The organism is Ferrimonas pelagia (assembly GCF_039543565.1).
Taxonomy (GTDB): Bacteria; Pseudomonadota; Gammaproteobacteria; order Enterobacterales; family Shewanellaceae; genus Ferrimonas; species Ferrimonas pelagia.
The window spans coordinates 52,684-75,218 of the sequence record NZ_BAABJZ010000103.1 but is presented as its reverse complement, the minus strand read 5'-3'; the positions used below and the strand labels follow the sequence as shown (position 1 = coordinate 75,218).

The window sequence follows — 22,535 nt, the reverse complement described above, 5'->3', positions numbered from 1 at the left end:
ATGGCGAGCCCGACCCCCAACCTCGTTCGTTTGATCGCCGCGGATCTCTGGCAGCATAAAGGCTTGCTGGCGTTAGCCTTGGCGGTGGTGCTGACGTCGTTGGCGGTGATCTGGTCGGCCCATGAGTCGCGCCGGCTGACGGCGCAATGGAACGGCATGCTGCAGCAGCGCGATCAGCTGGATGTGCATTGGCGTCACCTGCTGCTGGAAGAGCAGACTCTGGCGGAGCACAGCCGGATCGAGGGGTTGGCCCGCAAGCAGTTGCAGATGGCGCGCCCTGCGCCATCGGATGAACGCGTGGTCAGACTGCCATGAGTCGCCAAGCCAAGCAAAAGCTCAAACCCACCCCCTTTCGCTGGCGTCTGCAGCTGGTCTGTGCCGCCATTGTGCTGGTGTTCGTTGGGATCGCCAGCCGGGCGGCGTGGATCCAGGTGATCGCGCCGGATCGGTTGCGCTATGAGAGTGATATGCGCACCCTGCGCACCACGACCAGTGACGTGCAGCGTGGCATGATCACCGATCGTAATGGCGAGATGCTGGCGGTCAGTGTGCCGGTGATGGCAGCCTTTGCCGATCCCAAGTTGGTGCGCGACGGCAATGGCTTTGCTGAGCAGCGGCGCTGGCAGGCGTTGGCCGATGTCTTGGAGCTTGATAGTGAACGCTTGATCGGTAAGGTCAAAAATAGCGAGCAGCGTTTCGTTTACCTCAAGCGCCAGGTGACCCCAGCGGTGGCGGAATACATTCGCCAATTGCGCATTCCCGGGATCTCCTTGAAGCCTGAGTCGCGTCGCTATTACCCCGCCGGGGAGATCGTCGGTCAATTGGTTGGCTTGACCAATATCGATGATAAAGGGATCGAGGGGCTGGAGCGCAACTACGATGACTGGCTGACCGGCTCGCCAGAGAAGATGCGGGTGCGCAAGGATCGCCGCGGCGAAGTGGTGGAGAACCTCTCCATTATCGAAGAGGGGGAACACCCCAATGATCTGGTGCTTAGCCTGGACATGCGCCTGCAAAGCCTGGCGTATAAGGCGCTGAAGAGGGCCACGGCGATGCACATGGCCACGTCCGGATCGCTGGTGATCATCGATGTACCGACCGGTGAAGTACTGGCGATGGCCAATACCCCGAGCTACAACCCCAATCAGCGGCGCAATATTCAACCTTATCAGATGCGCAATCGGGCCATTACCGATGCTTATGAGCCGGGCTCAGTAATGAAGCCCCTGGTGGTCGCCGCCGCGCTGGAAAAGGGGATCGTGCAGGCCAATGATGTACTCAATACCAGCCCCGGTTGGATGCGGGTTGCGGGGGGCTTGGTGCGGGATGGGCGTAACTTGGGGACTCAGGATATCGGTACCTTGCTGGTTAAATCCTCCAACATTGGCATGGCTAAGTTGGCGCTTGAGATGGAGGTCAGTGAGTTGCTCTCTTTCTACGCCGGCTTTGGCTTGGGGGCCTACAGTGGCATCAACCTGGACGGTGAGTACACCGGTAATGTCCCCAATCGCCGCCGTTGGTCCGAGCATGAGCAAGCGACGTTGGCATTTGGTTATGGCATGACCGCGACGCCGTTGCAATTGGCGCGGATGTACGCGGTGTTGGGGGCCGGCGGCGTTGCCTTGCCCACGTCTATTCTTAAACGCACTGAGGTGCCCGATGGTGAGCGGGTATTGTCTCAGGCCGTCGCTGAGCAGGTGATCGGGATGCTAACCGGTGTGACCGAGCCTGGTGGCACAGCGCTGCGCGCCGCCATCGACGGCTACCGTGTTGCCGGTAAAACCGGCACCAGCCGTAAGGCCGTTGCCGGTGGCTACGGCGAGGATTACGTCACCCTGTTCGGTGGCCTGGCGCCGGCGGAGAACCCGCGTCTGGCGATGGCAGTGGTGATCAATGAGCCCCAAGGGGACAGTTATTATGGCGGGACGGTCGCCGCTCCGGTGTTTGCCGAAGTGATGGCCGGCGCGCTGCAGTTATTGAACGTAGAGCCAAGTCAGCCGGGACCAATGAGCCCTGCGCTGGCGGCATTGAATGTAGGAGGCGGCGATGTTGTCACTCGATAACGTACTGGCGCCTTGGGTAAACGCTGAAACCCGGATCCGGTTTCAAAACTTGGCATTGGATAGCCGACGTGTCATGCCTGGGGATGTATTTGTGGCCTTGGTTGGGCATCAGCTCGACGGACGCCAGTTTATTGATGCGGCGATCGCCAAGGGCGCGGTGGCGGTGATCTGTGATGCGCCGGAAGATGGTCGCTTGGCGGATCGGCAGGGGGTGGTGCAGATCGGCTTGTCACAGCTGAGTCAGAAGCTTTCCGCCTTGGCATTGCGCGCTTATCCGCAAGCCGCTGAGCCTTGCTTGCTTGGGGTGACAGGTACCAATGGCAAAACCACGGTGTCGCAGCTGTGTGCGCAGCTGTTGCATGCGATGGGCGAGCCGGCGGGTGTGATGGGCACGGTGGGCAATGGCCTGTGGGGTCAATTAACGCCGTCGAGCAACACCACGTCCGATGCGATCACCGTGGCGCGCGAACTGGCGCGGCAGGCCGATGCCGGGGCGCAGGCGGTGGCGCTGGAGATCTCCAGTCACGGCTTGAGTCAGCACCGGATCGCGGCGTTGCCGCTGCGCATTGCGGTGTACACCAATCTCAGCCGCGATCACCTCGACTATCATGGCGATATGACCAGCTACGCTGCGGCGAAACGCCAGCTGTTCGATCTGCCGGGGTTGCAGGCGGCGGTATTGAACCTAGACGATGAATACGGCGCCCGCTGGCACAGCGATTTGAAGGGGCGGATCCGCACCTTAGGCTACAGCATTGATGGTGCTGAGTGCGGTGGCGATGTCTTGCGCGCGACCCAGGTCAGTTTTCATCATGGCGGGGTGCAAGCGCAGATCGAATCCAGCTTCGGCAGTGGGGTGTTGGCAAGCCCGCTGCTCGGTAAATTCAATTTAGCCAATCTTTTGGCCGCCTTAGGGGCTTTACTGCTCAAAGGCCACACACTGGAAGCCTTGCTGCAGGCGGTGCCCGAGCTGGAGCCTGCAGCCGGTCGCATGGAGTGCTATCACGCCGAGGGGAAACCCAGTCTGGTGGTGGATTACGCCCATACCTCCGACGCATTGGAACAAGCCCTGATGGCCTTACGACGCCATTGCCAGGGCCAGTTGTGGTGTCTGTTCGGTTGTGGTGGCGAGCGGGATCGCGGTAAGCGGCCGATGATGGCGCAGAGCGCGGAGCACTTCTCGGATCGTGTGGTGATCACCGCGGATAACCCCCGCAGCGAGCCTTTTCATCAGATCGTCGAGGATATGTTGCCGGGCCTGAAGCGACCGGATGCGGCGGTGATCCTAGAGGATCGGGCCGAGGCGGTGCGCTATGCCTTTGAGCACGCGGCGCCGGGGGATCTGATCCTGTTGGCTGGCAAGGGGCATGAGGATTATCAGGTGTTGGCTGACGCAACGACGGATTACAACGAACGCGCCTTGGCGCAGAGCTTGATTGGAGCTGGGGTATGATCGCGCGAACTTTGTCACAACTGGCGGCGACGCTGGGTGGAACCGTACAGGGCGAGGGAGAGGTGATGATCGAGCGGATCTCGACTGACACCCGCGCCCTGGGTCAGGGCGCCTTGTTCGTCGCCTTGATCGGCGAGCGCTTCGATGGCCATGACTTTGCTCAGGCGGCGCTGGAGGCAGGCGCCAGTGCGTTGTTGGTTAGCCGACCGCTGGCCATTGCGCTGCCGCAGATCCTGGTGGCGGACACCGAGCTGGCCTTGGGCCAGCTTGGGGCCTGGCTGCGCCGCAGCGTCGATCCCTATTGCGTTGCCTTGACCGGCTCGGTTGGGAAGACCTCGGTGAAAGAGATGGCGGCGGCGATCTTCGCTCTGCAGGGCGCGACGCTGGCGACCAAGGGCAATCTCAATAACACCATCGGCGTGCCGTTAACCCTGCTTGAGCTGACCGAGGCGCATCGTTATGCGGTGTTGGAGCTGGGGGCCAACCATGCGGGTGAGATCCGCTATACCAGCTCGTTGGTCAAGCCGGATGTGGCGCTGATCAACAACATTCAGCCGGCCCACCTCGAGGGATTTGGTGGGATCGAGGGGGTGGCCAGAGCCAAGGCGGAGATCTTTGAGTCGCTGGCGCCGGACGGCATTGCGGTGATCAATCTTGATGATGACCACAGTGCGCGTTTGCTCGAGGCCGTGGCGGATAAGGCGGTGCTGCGCTTCTCCAGTCGCGACGTGGCGGATCTGTGGGCCAGCGAGATCACCCGGGGGGCACTGGGCGGCTACCGTTTTGTGCTTAACCGAGGGCAAGCCAAAGTGTCGGTTGAACTGCCGGTGCCCGGGCGCCATCAGGTGGATAACGCGCTGGCCGCCGCGGCGCTGGCCAGCGCCGCCGAGATCGAGCTTAGCGTGATCGCCCAGGGGCTGTCGCAGACGCCTCAGGTGCCGGGCCGAACTCAGTTTTATCGTATCAACCAACAGCTTACTGTGGTTGATGACAGCTATAACGCCAATCTGGCCTCGACGCGGGCGGCGATCGATCTGCTGGCGGAGCAGGCTGGTGTGACCATCCTGGTGTTCGCCGATATGGGCGAATTGGGTGAGGCGGCACAAGCGCATCATCGTCAGGTTGGTGAATATGCCTCTGAGAAAGGCATTGACCGATTGCTGACAGTGGGTACATTAAGCGCCTTTGCCGCCGACGCGTTCGTCGGCGCAGAGCATTTTCCGGGGCAAAAGGAGCTCTTGGCCCGGCTGGAAGCGGCGATCGACGCGATCAATGCGCCCATGACCATCTTGATTAAAGGTTCGCGCAGCGCCCGCATGGAGCAAACAGTGGCCGCGCTGCGTGAGCGATTTGGGGAAAGCTCGTAATGTTGGTTTATCTCGCCGAATACTTAACACAGTATTACAGCGTCTTTAATGTCGTTTCTTATCTGACGTTCCGCGCCATCATCAGCCTATTGACGGCACTGGTGTTCTGCTTGTGGAGCGGGCCGAAGCTGATCCGCTATCTGCAGACGATGCAGATCGGTCAGGTGGTGCGTAATGATGGGCCGGAGTCGCATTTTTCCAAGCGCGGCACGCCGACCATGGGCGGTGTGATGATCCTGGCCGGGATCTTTGTGTCCGTCCTGCTTTGGGGCGATCTGACCAACCACTATGTGTTGGTAATGCTGTTTGTGTTGGCCAGCTTTGGTGCCATCGGTTATGTCGACGACTATCGCAAGGTGATCCGCAAAGATCCCGCCGGCCTGATCGCCCGCTGGAAGTACTTTTGGCAGTCGGTCGCCGCGCTGGTGGTGGCCATCTGGCTGTATTGGATCAACGAGCCGGAGGGCTCGGTGCTGGTGGTGCCCTTCTTTAAGGATGTGATGCCGCAGTTGGGGCTGATGTTCATCGCCCTGGCCTACTTCACCATCGTCGGCAGCTCCAACGCGGTTAATTTGACCGATGGCTTGGATGGCTTGGCGATCGTGCCGACCGTGATGGTGGCGTCTGCCTTTGCGCTGGTGGCGTACCTGTCCGGTAATGTGAATTTCGCCGAGTATCTCCATATCCCGCACCTGCCGGGCGTGGGGGAGATGGGGGTTGTCGCGACCGCCATGGTGGGCGCTGGGCTGGGCTTTTTGTGGTTCAACACCTATCCGGCGCAGGTCTTTATGGGCGATGTCGGCTCATTGGCGTTGGGCGCGGGCTTAGGTGCCATGGCGGTGTTGACCCGACAGGAGTTCCTGCTGGTGATCATGGGCGGGATCTTCGTGGTCGAAACCCTGTCGGTGATCCTGCAGGTGGGCTCCTTTAAGCTACGCCGAAAGCGGATCTTCCGTATGGCGCCGATCCATCACCATTATGAGCTGAAGGGTTGGCCGGAGCCGCGGGTGATCGTGCGTTTCTGGATCATCTCCCTGTGTCTGGTGCTGGCGGGTCTGGCGACCCTGAAGCTGCGCTGATATGAGCACGCACGGCAACACCTTCATCCTCGGACTGGGCCTAACGGGCCTGTCCTGCGTGCGCTTCTTGCAGGCGCAGGGGATCGCGGTGTCGGTGTGGGATACCCGCGCCGCGCCGCCGGGTGCGGACCAACTGGCCCGGGACTTTCCCCAGGTGCCTTTGTTGACCGGCCCGCTGAAGGCCGAGGTGTTGTGTCAGGCTAAGCAGTTAGTGGTGAGCCCGGGGATCGCCCTGGCGACGCCGGCGATCGCTGCGGCGATCCAGGCCGGCGTCGAGGTTATCGGCGATATCGAGCTGTTCGCCCGGCACGCGGACGCACCGGTGATCGCGATCACCGGCTCCAACGGCAAATCAACCGTCACCAGCTGGGTGGGGGAGATGGCCAAGGCGGCGGGCTGGTCGGTCGGCGTCGGCGGCAATATCGGCACACCCGCGCTGGATCTGCTTGGCCAGGATCACCAACTCTATGTGCTGGAGCTGTCCAGCTTTCAGCTGGAAACCACCCACAGCCTGGATTGTGTGGCGGCGACCGTGCTCAACGTCAGTGCCGATCATCTGGATCGTTATGACGGTTTTGAGCACTACCGGGATACCAAGCTGACGCTGTACGCTCAGGCCCGCCTGTGCGTGAGCAACCGGGCCGATCCCAATACGTTGGCGCCCGCTGGCGCTCGTTCGATCAGCTTTGGTTTGGATCCCGCCGATGGTGCCGACTTTGGCGTGCGCGACGGTCAGTTGTGCCAAGGCGAGACGGCCTTGTTGCGAAGCGTTGAGCTGGCGATGGTGGGTGAGCACAATGTCGCCAATGCATTGGCCGCCTTGGCGCTGACTCAGGCGGCGCAGGTGCCGCTGGCGGGATGTTTGCAGGCGCTGCGCAGCTATACCGGCCTGGCCCATCGCTGTGAGCTGGTGGCCGTCAAGCATGGGGTGAAGTACGTCAATGATTCCAAGGCCACCAATATCGGCGCCACGCAGGCGGCGATCGCGGGGCTCAGTGGCGGCGCTAGCCGGCTGTTTCTGATCGCCGGTGGCGACGCCAAGGGCGCCGATCTGACCGAGTTGACGCCGTCACTGGCGCAGGTACACCGACTCTATACCCTGGGCCAGGACGGCCCGGCACTGGCGGCGCTGCATTCGGCGGCCCAGCCGGTGGTGTCGATTGAGCAGGCGGTGGCGCTGGCGGCTGAGGAGGCGCAGCCGGGGGATCTGGTGCTGCTGTCACCGGCCTGCGCCAGCATCGACATGTTCCGAAACTTTGTCGAGCGCGGTGAGCGCTTCGCCACGGCGGCTAAGGGGCTCTGATGCGAGCAGCGGCGCAGCAACATTGGCACTCCATCGGTCTGATCTGGCAACGGATCGGCCGAGCGCTGCTGCCTGCGCCGCACGCGCAGAGTCCGCTGTATGATCGTCTGTTGCTGTTGCTGATCCTGACCCTGATGGCGCTGGGATTTATGATGGTGGCCTCGGCATCGATGCCGGAGGCGGTGCGCTTAACTGGCGATCCCTATTATTTCATTAAACGTCAGCTGATCTTCATCATTGGGGCGCTGTTCATCGCCTTTGGGGTGCTGCAGGTGCCCCTGAAACTGTGGGCCCGCTACGACTGGGTGTTGATGTTTCTTGCCTTGCTCGCCTTGATCGCGGTGTTAGGGGTGGGACGCACCGTGAATGGCGCGACCCGCTGGATCCCGCTGGGCCCCTTTAACTTCCAGGTGGCTGAGCTGGCCAAACTGGCGCTGTTTGTGTTTTTGGCGGGCTATCTGGTGCGGCAGCAGCAGGAGGTTCGCGAGAACTTCAAAGGCTTTATCAAGGCCTTGGTGGTGTTTGGGATCTACGCCGTGTTGCTGATCCTGCAGCCGGATTTCGGCACCGTGGTGGTGATGTTTGTCACCACCACCGGCATGTTGTTTCTGGGGGGCGCCCGCTTGGGCCAGTTTATCGCGTTGATCCTAGTGGGGCTCGGCGGCTTTATTGGCCTGATCGCCACCTCCGGCTATCGGATGGCGCGGGTACAGTCTTTTATGGATCCTTGGGCGGATCCTTTCGGTACCGGCTATCAGCTGACTCAGTCGCTGATGGCCTATGGTCGTGGGGATTGGTTTGGGGAGGGTCTGGGCAACAGCATTCAGAAGCTGGATTACCTGCCTGAGGCCCATACGGATTTTATCTTTGCGGTGCTGGGCGAGGAGCTGGGATTTGTCGGGGTGATGGCGGTGTTGCTGTTGCTGCTGATCCTGGCGTTGCGCGCCCTGTGGATCGGCCATCTGGCCCTGAAGCAGGAGCAGGCCTTCGCGGGCTATCTGGCTTATGGCATCGGCATTTGGTTCAGTTTTCAAACCGCGGTGAACGTGGGCGCCAGCGTCGGAGTGTTGCCGACCAAGGGGCTGACGTTGCCGTTGGTGTCTTATGGTGGCAGTAGTTTATGGATCATGACCGCCGCAGCTGCATTGCTGCTCCGGATCGATCACGAGCGGCGGTTTGCGCAAGCGCAGCCCGCCAAGGCGCGATCCGCCAAACCCAAAGCGTCCCGAGCGCGCAACACAGGGAGCGAAGCCGATGAGCCAAGCTAAACGTTTGTTGGTGATGGCGGGCGGCACCGGAGGCCATGTGTTTCCGGCGCTGGCCGTGGCACGCCGCCTGCGCGAGCAGGGCTGGGAGGTGCTGTGGCTGGGAACCGAAGAGCGGATGGAGGCACGATTGGTGCCTCAGCACGGCTTCGAGATCCGCTTTATTGATATCAAAGGGGTGCGTGGCAATGGTGTGCTGCGCAAGCTCAAGGCACCGCTGCAGATCTTCAAGGCAATCGGCCAGGCGCTGACTATCCAGCGAGAATTTAAACCGGACGTGGTGCTGGGGATGGGCGGTTATGCCGCAGGCCCTGGCGGGATCGCGGCCTGGCTCCGGCGTACGCCATTGGTCTTGCACGAGCAAAATGCCGTGGCGGGCGCGACCAATAAGATCCTGGCCCGCTTCGCCAGCAAGGTGCTGGTGGCGTTCAAGGGCGTGCTGCCCAATGAACAGTGGGTTGGCAACCCGGTGCGTCAGGAGTTGATCGCCGTCGGCCAGCAGCAACCTGTGGTCGCCGGCAAGCAATTGAAGGTGTTGGTGGTGGGCGGTAGCCTCGGCGCCCGGGTGCTCAATGAGGTGGTCCCTCGGGCGGTGGGCACCATCGCCGATCAGGCCCGTTTTACCGTCTGGCATCAGGTTGGGCGTGGCAATCAAGCGGAGGTTGAGCAGCATTGGCGCGCCAGCGCACCGGGTGTCGGTGTTCAGGTGGCCGATTTTATCGACGACATGGAAGCGGCCTACGCCTGGGCCGATCTGGTGATCTGCCGCGCCGGCGCCTTAACGGTGGCGGAGCTGGCGATCACCGGACGACCGTCGATCTTGGTGCCCTTCCCGCATGCGGTAGACGACCACCAAACCAAGAATGCACAAGCTCTGGTGGATGACGGCGCGGCGCTGTTGATCCCCCAGACGGAATTTTCCCGGCAGGCCTTAGCCACGCAACTGCAGCAGTTGGTGCAGGCGCCGGACACGCTTGAAACGATGGCGAAGGCCGCGCACAACAGCGCGGCACCGGACGCCACCGAACAGGTCGCCCGTTGCTGTGAGCAACTGGCGCGGAGTAAGTCATGACAGTTCAGCATCAGGCCCAAGGGCCAACCCCAGCCGGCGCAATGGGCCGGGTTAATCGGATCCACTTCGTCGGTATCGGCGGCGCTGGCATGGGCGGGATCGCCGAGGTCTTGGCCAACGAGGGCTACCAGATCAGCGGCTCCGACATTGCCCAGAATCCGGTCACTCAGCGTCTGGCCCAGGCCGGCGCGGTCATCCACATTGGTCACGACGCTAAGTGGGTCGATGGCGTGGATGTGGTGGTAGTTTCGACCGCCATCAACGAAGAGAACCCGGAGATCCAGGCGGCGCGTGCGGCACGGATCCCTGTGGTACGCCGGGCCGAGATGTTGGCGGAGCTGATGCGCTTTCGCCACGGCATTGCCATCGCCGGCACCCACGGCAAAACCACTACCACCAGCCTGACCGCCAGTCTGTTTGGCGAAGCCGGGCTGGATCCCACCTTCGTGATCGGCGGTAAGCTCAACAGTGCTGGCACCAATGCCAAGCTGGGGCAAAGCCACTACTTGGTGGCTGAGGCGGATGAGTCGGACGCCAGCTTCTTGCATCTGCAGCCGATGCTGGCGGTGGTGACCAACATCGAGCCGGATCACATGGACACCTATGGCGGCGATCTCAATAAGTTGTACGACACCTTCGTTGAGTTTTTCCATAACCTGCCGTTCTACGGCACGGCGGTGGTGTGCCTGGATGATCCCGGCGTGCAAGCGGTGTTGCCGCGGATCAGCCGCCGCACCGTGACCTATGGATTCTCGCCGGAAGCGGATATTCGCGCCGAAAACTACCGCCAGATCGGCACCCAGACCCAATTTACCTTGGTCCGCAAGGATCGGGAGCCATTGGCGCTGACGCTGAACCTACCGGGGCGCCACAACGTGCAAAACGCCTTGGCGGCCATCGCCGTGGCGATGGAAGAGGGCGTGGACGACGCGGTCCTGCTCAAGGCGTTGCTGGCCTTTGAGGGCATTGGCCGTCGATTCCAGCAGTACGGTGAGTTTGACACCGGCCTGGGTCAGGTGCGTCTGGTCGATGACTATGGTCACCACCCGACCGAGGTGTTGGCCACCGTCCGCGCGGCTCGGGCCAGTTGGCCGGATCGCCGCCTGGTGATGGTATATCAGCCCCATCGTTACAGCCGAACCCGCGATCTGTATGAGGATTTCTGCGCCGTGTTGGCCGAGGTGGATCTGCTGTTGCTGATGGAGGTTTACAGCGCCGGAGAGGATCCGATCCCGGGTGCTGACAGCCGTGCATTGTGTCGCTCGATCCGGCAGCGCGGTCTGGATCCTGTCTATGTGCCTGGGCCCGAGGCCCTGCCCGCCATTTTGGCGGCGCAGTTGCAGGACGGCGATGTGGTGTTGACCCAGGGCGCAGGCAATATTGGTGCGGTATCGCGCCAACTGGCGGATCTGGGCCTGTCGGTGGAGAAGATGAAGGAGCTGGGCCGTGACTGAGTTTGTGCCGGAGCGCTTTGGCAAGGTGGCGGTGCTGTTTGGTGGCAGCAGCGCCGAACGTGCCGTGTCGCTGAACTCCGGTGCGGCGGTGCTGGCTGCGTTGCAGCGCAGCGGTGTGGACGCGCACAAGTTTGATCCGGCCGAGCGCCCGGTGGCGGAATTGGCGGGCTTCGAGAGCGCATTTATCGTGCTGCACGGTCGCGGCGGCGAAGACGGCAGCATCCAGGGGGCGCTGGATCTGATGCAGATCCCCTACACAGGATCCCGCGTGATGGGCTGTGCCGTGGCGATGGATAAGGTGCGCACTAAGTGGTTGTGGGCCGGTTTGGCGCTGCCGACCGCGAAATTTGAGGTAGTTGAAAAAGAAACGTTTTGTGATAAAGACGCGGCCGCTATAATGGCCCGCCTTGGCGCTCCTGTCATGGTCAAACCCGCCAATGAAGGCTCGTCAGTGGGGATGGCTAAGGCGGCCGATCCTGCGGCACTGCAGAGCGCCATTGAAGCGGCGCTGCACTACGACGAAACCGTGCTGGTGGAGGCGTGGATCGACGGCCCGGAATACACGGTGGCGATCCTCGGTGATCAGGCGTTGCCGGTGATCAAGATGGAAACCGATCATGAGTTTTACGACTATGACGCCAAGTACGTCACCGGTGATACCCGCTACCTGATCCCTTGTGGCTTATCCGCCGACGAGGAGCAGGCGATGCAGGCGATCGCCCTGCAGGCGTTTCGTGCCGTGGGTGCGACCGGCTGGGGCCGCGTCGATGTGATGCGGGACGCCGACGGCCAGTTTCAACTGCTGGAGGTCAACACGGTCCCGGGCATGACCGAAACCAGCCTGGTGCCGAAGGCGGCCAAGGCGGTGGGACTGTCGTTTGAGCAGTTGGTTTGCCGCGTGCTGGCCAAGGCGCACTGAGGGCGATCGGCATGCAATTGGCTCTGCCTCAGATCCCGGAGCGTCGCTGGAGCTTGTGGTTTGGGCTCGGCTTTTTGCTGTTGGTGCTGCTTGGGTTATTGCGCGGCGGCTGGTGGGTGGTGGAATTCACCCGCAGCGCCGATAGCTTGCCCATTGAGGAACTTGCGTTGATCGGCGAGCGGCAGTTTACCGACGACGATGAGGTGCGCCAGGCCTTGCGTGAGCTGGGCAATTGGTCACTGTTTACCGCCGATGTGGCGGTGATCCGCGAAGCCCTAACGGCGCTGCCCTGGGTCGATCGTGCCGCGGTGCGGCGCGAGTGGCCCAATCGGATCCGGGTTTACCTGTTGGAGCAGGTGCCGGTGGCCCGTTGGCACGATCACGGCTGGCTCAATGATCGGGCCCAAGCCTTCGAGGCGCCGCCTCGTGCGGGGCTGGCGACATTACCGCACCTGTCCGGACCGGCCGGAAGTGAACAAAAAGTGTGGATAATGTGGCAGCAACTGTCTGAATTGCTGGCTATAAACGGCTTTGAAGGGCAAGCTTTGAGTTTGAATGCCCGCCACGCTTGGACCCTGCGTCTGGCCAGTGGCACCGAGCTGGCGCTCGGGCGCAGCGATACGCTGGCGCGGGCGCAACGATTTATCGATCTCTGGCCTGAGCTGGAGCGCGAACAAGCCCCGATCGAGCGGGTAGATTTACGTTATGACACGGGACTGGCCGTGCGATGGCAGGAACAGGATCAATGACCAATAGCCAAGAAACCAGCCTGATCGTGGGCTTGGATATCGGCACCGCCCAGACCACGGCGGTGATCGGTGAAGTGCTGCCGGATGGTGAGATCAGCATCGTAGGCATGGGCAGTCAACTGTCCAGAGGGATGGACAAAGGCGGGGTCAATGACCTCGATTCCGTGGTGCGCAGCGTCAAGCTGGCGCTGAACCAGGCGGCCTCCATCGCGGAGTGCGAGGTGGCGTCGGTTTACCTGAGTATCTCGGGTCATCACGTCAGTTGTCAGAATGAAAAAGGCATGGTCTCGATCGACGGTGCCGAGGTGGTGCAGGACGATGTGGACGACGTGATCCACACCGCCCGTTCGGTCAAGATCCCGACCGAACGTCGGATCCTGCACGTGTTGCCGCAGGACTTTACTATCGATGAGCTGGAGGGGATCCGCTCGCCGGTGGGCATGTCCGGTATGCGGATGGAAGCCAATGTGCATATGGTGACCTGCTCGTCCGACTGGGCGCGCAATATCACCAAGTGCGTAGAGCGTTGTGACGTTGCCGTGGATGATCTGGTGTTCTCAGGCATCGCATCGGCGGAAGCGGTGCTGACCGAGGACGAGAAGGATCTGGGCGTGTGTCTGGTCGATATGGGCGCCGGCACCACCGATATCGCCATCTACTCCGGCGGCGCGTTGCGCCACTGTGCGGTGATCCCGGTGGCGGGCAATCAGGTCACCAGCGACATCGCCAAGATCTTCCGCACGCCACTGAGCCATGCCGAGCAGATCAAGGTGGACTTTGCCTGTGCCCGCTCGGCTTTGGTGAGTCAGGAAGAGAGCATCGAGGTGCCGTCAGTCGGCGGACGCCCGGCTCGCAGCATGTCGCGCCATACGCTGGCTGAAGTCGTCGAGCCACGCTACCAGGAGCTGTTTGAGTTGGTGTCTGACGCACTGCGCTCCAGCGGCCTGGAGGATCAGGTGGCGGCGGGGATCGTACTGACCGGCGGCACTGCCCAGATCGACGGGGCAGAAACGGTGGCCGAGGAGATCTTCGGCATGCCGGTACGGATGGCGCAGCCATTGGCACTGAAAGGTTTGAACGAATACATACGGGAGCCCAGCTACGCAACGGCAGTGGGGCTTTTGCATTACGGGGCGAAGCAACTGCAAGTGAAAGCGCAGGAGCGGGATCCCAAAAAAGGCTTAGGCCAGCTACTCGGCAGGATGCAAAGCTGGTTCAAGGGCGAATTTTAGATTTTTGGACGCGGGCTGAACGGAGATACAAACATGTTCGAGATTGTCGACAGTCACAGTGATGACGCGGTCATCAAGGTCATCGGGGTCGGTGGCGGCGGCGGCAACGCCGTTGAGCATATGGTTGAGCAAACCATTGAAGGTGTGGATTTTATCTGCGCTAACACCGACTCACAGGCGCTGCGCAAATCGTCTGCGCAGACCACCATTCAATTGGGCAAGAACGTCACTAAGGGCCTAGGTGCCGGTGCGAATCCTGAGATCGGTCGCGAAGCGGCGCTGGAAGATCGGGAAACCATCCGTGCCGCCATTACCGGCTCGGATATGGTGTTTATTGCCGCAGGCATGGGCGGGGGGACCGGCACCGGTGCCGCTCCGGTTGTGGCCGAAGTGGCGAAGGAGGAGGGCATTTTGACGGTTGCCGTGGTAACCAAGCCATTCTCCTTTGAAGGCAAGAAGCGCTCTGCCTTTGCCGATCAGGGGATCGAGCAGCTGTCTAAGCAGGTCGATTCGCTGATCACCGTACCGAACGACAAGCTGATGAAGGTATTGGGCGGTCGTACCAGTCTGTTGGATGCCTTCAAGGCGGCCAACAATGTGTTGCTGGGCGCGGTGCAGGGCATTGCTGAGCTGATCACCCGTCCTGGCCTGATCAACGTCGATTTCGCGGATGTGAAGACCGTGATGTCGGAGATGGGTAACGCCATGATGGGCACCGGTGTCGCGCGCGGCGAAGACCGTGCCGAGGAAGCCGCGGAAGCGGCCGTCGCCAGCCCACTGCTGGAGGATATTGATCTGTCTGGCGCCCGTGGTGTTCTGGTTAACATTACCGCGGGCCTGGATATCAGCATCGAAGAGTTCGAGACCGTGGGTAACCACGTCAAGGCTTACGCGTCTGAGAATGCCACCGTGGTGGTGGGTGCAGTGATCGATCCTGAGATGAGCGATGAGCTGCGGGTGACCGTGGTCGCGACCGGGATCGGCGCGGATAAGAAGCCAGATATCCAATTGGTGTCCAAGCCGGTGGCGAAGCCGGCCGAGCCGCGCGCGAACGTCGCGCCTGAGGTCAAGCCTGAAGCACCGGCGGTGCCGAATGCGGCCCAGTATGCGGTGGATTCCGCGCCGAGCCTGACCGGCAACGCGACGGCTGAGCCATCGCGTCCGGCAGCGCCGGCGCAAACGGGTGCTGCCGCGCCCGCCAAGCAGCCACAGAGTCAGGAACACTACCTGGATATCCCAGCGTTTCTGCGTCGTCAGGCCGATTAAGCGACGTCTTAGTCGCTAAGATCGATTGAGCGGATCGGACCATTGGTCCGGCCACTCTTTGGCCATGTGTCCGATTTGTGGTAGGATAGCGACCGTTTGGTTAATGTTGTATCAGTTAGCAGGAGCAGTGCTCTATGAGTAAACAGATGACGCTTCAGCGTCCGATCCAAGCTGCCGGAGTGGGTTTGCACTCAGGCAACAAGGTGACGATCGCGATGAAGCCTGCCCCGGTGAATACCGGGATCGTCTTCCGCCGGGTCGATCTGGATCCCGTGGTGGAGATCCCTGCGCGTGCTGATCTGATCAAAGAAACCACCCTGTGCTCTGGCCTGGCCAATGCGCAGGGCGTCAAGGTGCTGACCATTGAGCACCTGATGGCGGCATTAGCCAGCTTGGGCGTGGATAACGTCTATATCGAAGTGGATGCACCTGAGATCCCGATCATGGATGGCAGTGCCAGTCCGTTCCTTTTCCTGCTGCAAAGCGCCGGTATTGCGGAGCAGTCCGCGTCCAAAAAGTATCTGCGTCTGCGTAAAACCGTGCGTGTGGAAGAGGGTGATAAGTGGGCGGAATTCCGTCCGCATAACGGCTTCCGTCTGGATTTCTCCATCGACTTCGATCATCCGGCCATCAGCCGTAGCGCTCAGCGATTGGCGCTGGACTTCTCCGCCAGTGCCTTTAGTCGCCAGATCAGCAAGGCACGGACCTTTGGCTTTATGAAGGACATTGAGTTCTTGCAGGCCAATAACCTGTGTCTGGGTGGCACCATGGAGAACGCCATCGTGCTGGATGAGTATCGCATCCTTAATCCGGATGGCTTGCGCGATCCCGATGAGTTTGTGAAGCACAAGATCCTCGACGCTGTGGGTGATCTCTACCTGGCGGGTCACGCTATCTTGGGTGAGTTCCGCGCCCACAAATCCGGCCACGCGCTCAATAATGTGCTGGTGCGTGCGGTATTGGCGGATGCCTCTGCCTGGGAGCTGGTGAGCTTCGACCGTCCGCAGGAGGTGCCGATGGATTATCTGGCACCGAGTTTGGCTTAACGCCTCATTTCTTGATTGGCCGCCCTCGGGCGGCCAATTTTTTAAGTTTTTCGCCCAGTTCGCCGCCTACGTTATTTGCGAGACTCTCTAAATGATCGCTCGCATTACTACTTAACTGCTTGGTCACGACCGCTTTTTTCGGCGTTATCTGGGAGAGCTTCGGGTTGACTTTAAACTCGATAGTCGTAAGCATGGGAAATCCGTTGCGTCGCAACGCCGACATCAGATCCAGTCGTTGGTATTGCAGACGTGTCGCCCACGCGGCCGAAGCAAGCTCAATCACCAGTTTGCCATCTCGCAGATTGGCGATCTTCATCTGGTCATGCACCGCAGGATCCAGCAGCGGCAATAAACATTGGCGTAGCTGGCCCATTTGACCGGCATGATTTTGCAGTTTGGCGAATCGTTCGCTGGCCAGTTGGGCCATGTCTTGCGGTTTGGATTTCATTGACGACTAAGAATTAGATAAGCAACGCGATGAGTGTAACAGTCTTTTTCCGTACAAAGCACGGTGTTCGACGTTTTGAGCCTGGCCGTTCCTGGTTGGCGTTGCCGATCCTGTTGGTGGCGGTGGGCGCAGGCCTTTGGCAGATGAGCAGTCGTAGCAGCGGCGCAGCCCAAGGTGAACTGGCGCAGGCGCAGTTGCGCAATCAGCAGCAACAAGGCGAATTGGAGCAGCTGCGAGAGCAAACGGAAGCCCAGTTATCCGTGTTGGCCGCAAGGCTGGGACGGATCCAGGCGCGGATGAACCGGGTCGAGGCGATGGGCGTCGCATTGGCAGAGCGAGCCGAGCTGGCGGATCAGTTTGATTTCACGAGTGAGGTTGGCCTCGGTGGTGCGGACGCACCGGCGCAGGATGAGATCGAGTTGGCATTGTTGTTGGCCGACATGGATCAGTTATTAAAACGGCTGGATCGTGTCGATAATCAGCTGCCCCTACTTGAAACTCTCGAACGTCATCACCATATCGATAATGACCGTTATCTGAGCGGCAGACCGCTGACCAGCGGCTGGCAGTCCTCATCGTTCGGTTACCGTAACGATCCCTTCAATGGGCGTCGTACCATGCATCGGGGTCTGGATTTTGCTGGACCGGAAGGTGGCGAGGTGATCGCCACCGGCGCCGGTGTGATCTCGTACTCAGGCACCATGTTTGGTTACGGAAATTTGGTCGAAATTGATCATGGTAACGGCTTAAAAACTCGTTATGGGCATAATAAGGAAAATCTGGTTGAGTTGGGCCAGGTGGTGGATAAAGGTGAAGTGGTTGCGCTGATCGGCAGTACCGGCCGATCAACCGGGCCTCATGTCCACTACGAAGTCATGAAAAACGACAGACAGGTGGATCCTGCGGCCTACGTTTACCGTAAGCCAAAGCGTTAGACAGGATCCGTATTCATATTCCAGGCGCCGGCATGAAGCTGGCGCCTGCCGTGTTCAGTAGCGATGTAAGGCAATGTTTTCAAAAGTCCTGACCAAAGTATTTGGTAGTAAGAACGAACGAACCCTCAAGCAGCTGCGCAAGGTAGTGACCCAGATCAATGCGCTGGAAGCGGACTGGGAAGCGCTGAGCGATGAGCAGCTGAAGCTAAAAACCGAAGAGTTTAAGCAACGTGTTGCCGAAGGTGTGTCTTTGGATGCGATCCTACCGGAAGCGTTTGCGACCGTACGGGAAGCCTCCAAGCGGGTCTTTGGTATGCGTCACTTCGATGTGCAGATGATCGGTGGCATGGTGCTGCAGTCGGGCCGCATAGCCGAGATGCGCACCGGTGAGGGTAAGACCTTGACCGGCACCTTGCCTGCCTACCTTAACGCACTGAGCGGCAAAGGGGTTCACGTGATCACCGTGAACGACTACCTGGCTCGCCGTGATGCCGAGTGGAACCGCTCACTGTTTGAATTCCTCGGTCTGACCGTTGGCATCAACCTGTCTGGCATGGCCCATACGGACAAGCAAGCCGCCTACGCTGCTGACATTACCTACGGCACCAACAACGAATTTGGCTTCGATTACCTGCGCGACAACATGGCGTTTTCCGCCAAGGAGCGGGTACAGCGTGAGCTGAACTACGCTCTGATCGATGAGGTGGATTCCATCCTCATCGATGAGGCGCGGACGCCGTTGATCATCTCCGGAGCGGCGGAAGACAGCTCGGAAGCCTACATCCGCGTCAATACGTTGATCCCGAAGCTTATCCGTCAGGATAAAGAGGACACCGAGGAAGAGATCGGTGAGGGCGACTTCAGCGTTGACGAGAAGGCCAAGCAGGTTCACCTGACCGAGCGTGGCCAGGAGAAGGTGGAGCAGTTGCTGATCCAGATCGGCCTGCTGCAGGAGGGCGACTCGCTCTACAGCGCCGCCAACATCTCCCTGTTGCATCACGTTAACGCCGGTCTGCGCGCGCACATGCTGTTTGAGCGCGATGTGGATTACATCGTGGACGATGAAGGCCAGGTGGTGATCGTCGATGAGCACACCGGCCGTACCATGCCGGGCCGTCGTTGGTCTGAAGGTCTGCATCAGGCGGTGGAGGCGAAAGAGGGTCTGCGTATTCAGAATGAAAACCAGACACTGGCGTCCATCACCTTCCAGAACTACTTCCGGATCTACAACAAGCTGGCCGGTATGACCGGTACTGCAGATACCGAAGCGTTTGAATTCCAGAGCATCTACAACCTGGATACCGTGGTGGTTCCAACCAATAAGCCGATGATCCGTAATGACATGGCCGATCTGGTGTACCTGACCGCGGAAGAGAAGTTTGAGGCGATCATCGCCGATATCCGTGACTGTATGGAGCGCGGCCAGCCGGTGCTGGTGGGTACCATCTCGATTGAATCGTCCGAGTACCTGTCGAACCTGTTGCGCAAAGAGAAGATCAAGCACAACGTCCTTAACGCCAAGTTCCATGAGCAGGAGGCGGAGATCGTCGCCCAGGCAGGACGTTCTGGCGCGGTGACCATCGCGACCAACATGGCCGGTCGTGGTACCGATATCGTGCTCGGTGGCAGCTGGCAGGCTGAGATCGATGCCTTAGGTGACAAGGTAACCGATGAGCAGATCGCGAAGATCAAGGCCGACTGGCAGGTACGTCATGACGCCGTGCTGACCTCTGGTGGTTTGCATATCATCTCCTCCGAGCGTCATGAATCCCGCAGGATCGATAACCAGCTGCGTGGCCGTTCCGGTCGTCAGGGTGATGCAGGTTCTTCTCGTTTCTACCTGTCGATGGAAGACAGCCTGATGCGGATCTTCGCCTCGGATCGTGTCTCAGGCATGATGAAGAAGCTGGGCATGGAGCGCGGTGAAGCGATCGAGCACCCTTGGGTGAATCGTGCCATCGAGAACGCTCAACGTAAGGTTGAGGCCCGTAACTTCGATATTCGTAAGCAGCTGCTTGAGTACGATGACGTGGCGAACGATCAGCGCCAGGTGGTGTATGCCCAGCGTAACGATCTGATGGACGATGAGGACATCAAGGAGACCATCGAAGTGGTACGTGAAGACGTACTGAATAACGTGGTTTCCCAGTACATCCCACCGCAATCACTGGAAGAGATGTGGGACGTACCAGGCTTGCAAGCGCGTTTGGCGGCCGACTTTGAGCTGACCTTGCCTGTGGCCGAATGGCTGGAGAAAGAGGACGATCTGGACGAGCAGTTGCTGCGCGAGCGGATCGTGAAAGCCTGGGATGACGCCTACGTTGAGAAAGAGGCCCAAGTGGGCGAGCAGGTACTGCGCCAGTTCGAGAAAGTAGTGATGCTGCAAACGCTGGACAACCTGTGGAAGGAGCATCTGGCGGCGATGGATCACCTGCGTCAGGGCATTCACCTGCGCGGCTACGCCCAGAAGAACCCGAAGCAGGAGTACAAGCGCGAGTCGTTTGAGCTGTTCCAGGGCATGCTGGAATCGCTCAAGACCGATGTGATCTCCCTGCTGTCCAAGGTGCGGGTTCAGGCCCAATCCGATGTGGATGCGATGGAAGAGAAACGCCGTGAGCAGGAGGAGCAGTTGGCTCGCCAGCGCGCCTTCGAGCATCAACAGGCTCAGCAGATGGGGGCATCGGCCCCTGCGGCAGAAGCGCCACGTCAGGGCCCTAAGGTGGGTCGTAACGATCCTTGCCCATGCGGCTCCGGCAAGAAATACAAGCAGTGCCACGGTAAGCTGTCCTAAGGCAGGGCGCCGCGTACCTACTCCGGGCAACCGGGAGTGAAATGAACAAAGGGCGACCCATGGGGTCGCCCTTTTTGTTAAGGAGAGACAATGCAATCGATCCAAGTGGCCATCGGCGTGGTGGTCAATGAGAAGGGTGAGATCCTGGTGGCACTGCGGGATCCGGCGCAGGAGCAGGGCGGCTTATGGGAGTTTCCTGGCGGCAAGGTGGAGCCGGGCGAGCAGACAACTCAGGCGTTGGCGCGGGAGCTGGCAGAGGAGGTGGGGCTGGAGATCGAGCAGGCCGAGCCATTGCTGAGTCTCAGCCATGACTATGGCGAGCGGCGGGTGGAGCTGGCGATCTTCTGGATCGCCCGCTTCCGGGGTCAGGCTCGGGCCAACGAGGGCAACCCGATCCGCTGGGTGTCGCCACAGACGCTTACAGGGTTGGCGATGCCGGCGGCCAATCAGCCGATCGTGTCGGCGGTGTTGGTTCGCTTGGCTGCAGAAGCGGCGCGCTAGGAAAGTGATAGCGTGCCTGCGCCAAGGTGGCTTGCGCCTGTTGTGTTTGGCCCGAGAGACGCTGCGCATCGTACAGCAGCAGATAGGCGCCGACGGAGGGACGCAACTGCACCTCGTGCTCGGCTAACGCCTGAGCCTGGGCCAGCGCCTGCGGGTGGCCGGCTTTGAGTAACGCCGAGCCCATCAGCATATTGACGATCTTCTCCTGGCCGAACGGGTTGATGATCCGCGTCAGGGGGGCGGCCTTGCCCTCGGCAAAGTACTGGCCACCGAGATAGGTGGTGTGCAGATTGGTCAGCATAAAGGGCGTGATCAGCAGCACCAATAGCACCGCAGTGAGCTTCGGCAGCAGGGTCAAAGGGGCATGGCGCGACAAGCGAGTGCCCGGCGTGGCCTCGGACAGCAGCAGCGCCAGCAGGGCCAGATGGGGCGCAGAATGGTAGAGCGGGTATTCGGTTTGGGTGTGCAGCAAAATAGGCACGCTGCACAGCCACGCGGCGCGTTGCGCCAGACTGCCCCGGCGCCACACCAGGAGGGTAAAGCCCAGCGCAAAGAGCACTAGGCCGAGCGGCGGCAACACGCCGCCTTCGACTGCCCAAAATAGCAGTTCGTTATGGGGGTGCGAGGAGGCGGATGAGTATTGGGTGAGATCCGGCTGCTGCGCCAGCCGCTGGGCTTTGTGCTCGGCGTAGCGCGACTGGAACTGGCCGATGCCATGGCCGGTCAGCGGCGCCTGCAGAAACAGCTCGGCGGAGAGTTGGTATTGCACCGTTCGATAGCCCGGCTCTGCCATATTGGCGCGGCCTGCGCCGACTTGGCTATGTTGGAGTAGCAGTGCGAGTATGAGCGCTGCGCCAAACAGACCACCGAGCTCCAACAGCCGACGGCGCTGCGTGCGGTAGAGCAACCCCAAGCCGAGCAGCGCCAGTAGGGTGCCGAGCAGGCCGGTGCGCGATAGGATCAGCAGTTGGGCGGTGAACGCCGTGAGGATCACGGCCCGATGCAACCAGAGCAGCCCATTGGGCAATGTTAGGCTGAGGCGTTGATAGGCGCTGATCGCGATCCCACTGGCCAGCAGGCTGGCGATCACATTGGTTTGTTGCAACGTGCCTGAGGGCCGGAGCTGTGGGATCTCCGCTAACAGCGGGATCGCCAGAAACTGGCCCAGGGCGATCAACGCCTGGATCAGCGCGGCGACGCTCAGCAGGGCCCAGAATCGTTGCTTCTGTGCTCTGCTAAAGACAAATTGGCGATGGAGCAGGATGAGTGCGGCCAGGGCGATCAGCCCGAGATAGCGATCATAGCCGGTCTGGCGCCAGGGGGCGTCGGACCAAAGCAGCGGCAGAGCCAGGCAGAGCAGGACGGCGAGCAGGGCGAGATCGGTGCGGGTGTAGTGCAGGGTTTGTTGCTGTTGCAGTTGCCACAGGCCAACCGCGAGGATCAGACTGATGGCGATCCAACTGGTGCTGTTAAACGCCAAGGCCAGGCCAGCACCGCCGCCGTTGGGCTGATAGTAGTGCATCGCCAGCAGCCAAAGCAGCGCCAGTGCGGCCAGATACGCTTGGGTGAGTCTGCCATCCTTGGCCATGGGG

The 22,535-nt window shown here is 60.7% G+C and carries 19 protein-coding genes; 17 read left to right on the top strand and 2 right to left on the bottom strand.

All coding sequences use genetic code 11. The annotated features are described in order from the left end of the window. From ftsL to lpxC, 14 genes are all read left to right on the top strand, one after another. Positions 1-315 carry a cell division protein FtsL gene (ftsL, locus tag ABEA08_RS19475; RefSeq protein WP_345337084.1) on the top strand — a complete coding sequence of 105 codons (315 nt, stop codon included), beginning with the start codon at positions 1-3 and terminating at the stop codon, positions 313-315. Beyond that, entirely contained in the window at positions 312-2,063 is a 1,752-nt protein-coding gene (locus ABEA08_RS19470; protein ID WP_345337083.1) for a peptidoglycan D,D-transpeptidase FtsI family protein, read from the top strand. The genes ftsL and ABEA08_RS19470 overlap by 4 nt, the downstream gene beginning before the upstream one ends. Next, complete coding sequence (murE, locus tag ABEA08_RS19465; RefSeq protein WP_345337082.1) at positions 2,047-3,516, top strand: UDP-N-acetylmuramoyl-L-alanyl-D-glutamate--2,6-diaminopimelate ligase; 1,470 nt, start codon at positions 2,047-2,049, stop codon at positions 3,514-3,516. Before ABEA08_RS19470 ends, murE begins: the two co-directional genes overlap by 17 nt. Then, complete coding sequence (locus ABEA08_RS19460; protein WP_345337081.1) at positions 3,513-4,883, top strand: UDP-N-acetylmuramoyl-tripeptide--D-alanyl-D-alanine ligase; 1,371 nt, start codon at positions 3,513-3,515, stop codon at positions 4,881-4,883. The genes murE and ABEA08_RS19460 overlap by 4 nt, the downstream gene beginning before the upstream one ends. After that, positions 4,883-5,962, top strand: coding sequence for a phospho-N-acetylmuramoyl-pentapeptide-transferase (gene mraY, locus ABEA08_RS19455; RefSeq protein ID WP_345337080.1), 1,080 nt, complete (start codon positions 4,883-4,885; stop codon positions 5,960-5,962). The genes ABEA08_RS19460 and mraY overlap by 1 nt, the downstream gene beginning before the upstream one ends. A 1-nt stretch (position 5,963) precedes the next feature. Next, entirely contained in the window at positions 5,964-7,265 is a 1,302-nt protein-coding gene (gene murD, locus ABEA08_RS19450; RefSeq protein WP_345337079.1) for a UDP-N-acetylmuramoyl-L-alanine--D-glutamate ligase, read from the top strand. Beyond that, complete coding sequence (gene ftsW, locus ABEA08_RS19445) at positions 7,265-8,533, top strand: cell division protein FtsW (protein ID WP_345337078.1); 1,269 nt, start codon at positions 7,265-7,267, stop codon at positions 8,531-8,533. Before murD ends, ftsW begins: the two co-directional genes overlap by 1 nt. After that, on the top strand, positions 8,520-9,602 hold the full coding sequence (gene murG / locus ABEA08_RS19440; RefSeq protein ID WP_345337077.1) for an undecaprenyldiphospho-muramoylpentapeptide beta-N-acetylglucosaminyltransferase: 1,083 nt from the start codon (positions 8,520-8,522) through the stop codon (positions 9,600-9,602). The genes ftsW and murG overlap by 14 nt, the downstream gene beginning before the upstream one ends. Further along, positions 9,599-11,056, top strand: a complete 1,458-nt coding sequence (gene murC / locus ABEA08_RS19435; protein ID WP_345337076.1) for a UDP-N-acetylmuramate--L-alanine ligase — start codon at positions 9,599-9,601, stop codon at positions 11,054-11,056. Before murG ends, murC begins: the two co-directional genes overlap by 4 nt. Next, a complete protein-coding gene (locus ABEA08_RS19430) occupies positions 11,049-11,975 on the top strand; it encodes a D-alanine--D-alanine ligase (RefSeq protein ID WP_345337075.1) in 927 nt (308 codons plus the stop codon). Before murC ends, ABEA08_RS19430 begins: the two co-directional genes overlap by 8 nt. Positions 11,976-11,986: 11 nt before the next feature. After that, on the top strand, positions 11,987-12,724 hold the full coding sequence (locus ABEA08_RS19425; protein WP_345337074.1) for a cell division protein FtsQ/DivIB: 738 nt from the start codon (positions 11,987-11,989) through the stop codon (positions 12,722-12,724). Next, positions 12,721-13,956, top strand: coding sequence for a cell division protein FtsA (gene ftsA, locus ABEA08_RS19420; RefSeq protein WP_345337073.1), 1,236 nt, complete (start codon positions 12,721-12,723; stop codon positions 13,954-13,956). The genes ABEA08_RS19425 and ftsA overlap by 4 nt, the downstream gene beginning before the upstream one ends. 33 nt (positions 13,957-13,989) lie before the next feature. Next, on the top strand, positions 13,990-15,222 hold the full coding sequence (gene ftsZ, locus ABEA08_RS19415; RefSeq protein ID WP_345337072.1) for a cell division protein FtsZ: 1,233 nt from the start codon (positions 13,990-13,992) through the stop codon (positions 15,220-15,222). Positions 15,223-15,356: 134 nt separating this feature from the next. Continuing rightward, on the top strand, positions 15,357-16,268 hold the full coding sequence (gene lpxC / locus ABEA08_RS19410; protein WP_345337071.1) for a UDP-3-O-acyl-N-acetylglucosamine deacetylase: 912 nt from the start codon (positions 15,357-15,359) through the stop codon (positions 16,266-16,268). A 4-nt stretch (positions 16,269-16,272) separates the two neighbouring features. Here lpxC and ABEA08_RS19405 read toward each other — a convergent pair whose 3' ends face one another. After that, positions 16,273-16,716 carry a DUF721 domain-containing protein gene (locus tag ABEA08_RS19405; RefSeq protein WP_345337070.1) on the bottom strand — a complete coding sequence of 148 codons (444 nt, stop codon included), beginning with the start codon at positions 16,714-16,716 and terminating at the stop codon, positions 16,273-16,275. 29 nt (positions 16,717-16,745) lie between these two features. On the opposite strand from ABEA08_RS19405, the gene ABEA08_RS19400 reads away from it, so the two are divergent. The 3 genes from ABEA08_RS19400 (at position 16,746) to mutT (ending at position 20,943) form a co-directional block, all read left to right on the top strand. Beyond that, positions 16,746-17,651, top strand: a complete 906-nt coding sequence (locus tag ABEA08_RS19400) for a M23 family metallopeptidase (RefSeq protein WP_345337069.1) — start codon at positions 16,746-16,748, stop codon at positions 17,649-17,651. A gap of 73 nt (positions 17,652-17,724) precedes the next feature. Next, complete coding sequence (gene secA, locus ABEA08_RS19395) at positions 17,725-20,442, top strand: preprotein translocase subunit SecA (RefSeq protein ID WP_345337068.1); 2,718 nt, start codon at positions 17,725-17,727, stop codon at positions 20,440-20,442. Positions 20,443-20,532: 90 nt separating this feature from the next. After that, on the top strand, positions 20,533-20,943 hold the full coding sequence (gene mutT / locus ABEA08_RS19390; RefSeq protein ID WP_345337067.1) for an 8-oxo-dGTP diphosphatase MutT: 411 nt from the start codon (positions 20,533-20,535) through the stop codon (positions 20,941-20,943). Here mutT and ABEA08_RS19385 read toward each other — a convergent pair. After that, complete coding sequence (locus ABEA08_RS19385) at positions 20,861-22,531, bottom strand: PglL family O-oligosaccharyltransferase (protein WP_345337066.1); 1,671 nt, start codon at positions 22,529-22,531, stop codon at positions 20,861-20,863. The genes mutT and ABEA08_RS19385 overlap by 83 nt on opposite strands. Between the last annotated feature and the right edge of the window lie 4 nt (positions 22,532-22,535).

Bases quoted from the DNA above. Each gene is read 5' to 3' on its own strand.
- ABEA08_RS19425 (WP_345337074.1), top strand. From the start codon at position 11,987: ATGCAATTGGCTCTGCCTCAGATCCCGGAGCGTCGCTGGAGCTTGTGG.
- ftsW (WP_345337078.1), top strand. From the start codon at position 7,265: ATGCGAGCAGCGGCGCAGCAACATTGGCACTCCATCGGTCTGATCTGG.
- murC (WP_345337076.1), top strand. From the start codon at position 9,599: ATGACAGTTCAGCATCAGGCCCAAGGGCCAACCCCAGCCGGCGCAATG.
- ABEA08_RS19460 (WP_345337081.1), top strand. From the start codon at position 3,513: ATGATCGCGCGAACTTTGTCACAACTGGCGGCGACGCTGGGTGGAACC.
- lpxC (WP_345337071.1), top strand. From the start codon at position 15,357: ATGAGTAAACAGATGACGCTTCAGCGTCCGATCCAAGCTGCCGGAGTG.
- mutT (WP_345337067.1), top strand. From the start codon at position 20,533: ATGCAATCGATCCAAGTGGCCATCGGCGTGGTGGTCAATGAGAAGGGT.
- ABEA08_RS19400 (WP_345337069.1), top strand. From the start codon at position 16,746: ATGAGTGTAACAGTCTTTTTCCGTACAAAGCACGGTGTTCGACGTTTT.
- ABEA08_RS19385 (WP_345337066.1), bottom strand. From the start codon at position 22,531: ATGGCCAAGGATGGCAGACTCACCCAAGCGTATCTGGCCGCACTGGCG.
- murD (WP_345337079.1), top strand. From the start codon at position 5,964: ATGAGCACGCACGGCAACACCTTCATCCTCGGACTGGGCCTAACGGGC.
- ftsL (WP_345337084.1), top strand. From the start codon at position 1: ATGGCGAGCCCGACCCCCAACCTCGTTCGTTTGATCGCCGCGGATCTC.
- murE (WP_345337082.1), top strand. From the start codon at position 2,047: ATGTTGTCACTCGATAACGTACTGGCGCCTTGGGTAAACGCTGAAACC.
- murG (WP_345337077.1), top strand. From the start codon at position 8,520: ATGAGCCAAGCTAAACGTTTGTTGGTGATGGCGGGCGGCACCGGAGGC.
- ABEA08_RS19405 (WP_345337070.1), bottom strand. From the start codon at position 16,716: ATGAAATCCAAACCGCAAGACATGGCCCAACTGGCCAGCGAACGATTC.
- ABEA08_RS19470 (WP_345337083.1), top strand. From the start codon at position 312: ATGAGTCGCCAAGCCAAGCAAAAGCTCAAACCCACCCCCTTTCGCTGG.
- ftsA (WP_345337073.1), top strand. From the start codon at position 12,721: ATGACCAATAGCCAAGAAACCAGCCTGATCGTGGGCTTGGATATCGGC.
- ftsZ (WP_345337072.1), top strand. From the start codon at position 13,990: ATGTTCGAGATTGTCGACAGTCACAGTGATGACGCGGTCATCAAGGTC.
- secA (WP_345337068.1), top strand. From the start codon at position 17,725: ATGTTTTCAAAAGTCCTGACCAAAGTATTTGGTAGTAAGAACGAACGA.
- mraY (WP_345337080.1), top strand. From the start codon at position 4,883: ATGTTGGTTTATCTCGCCGAATACTTAACACAGTATTACAGCGTCTTT.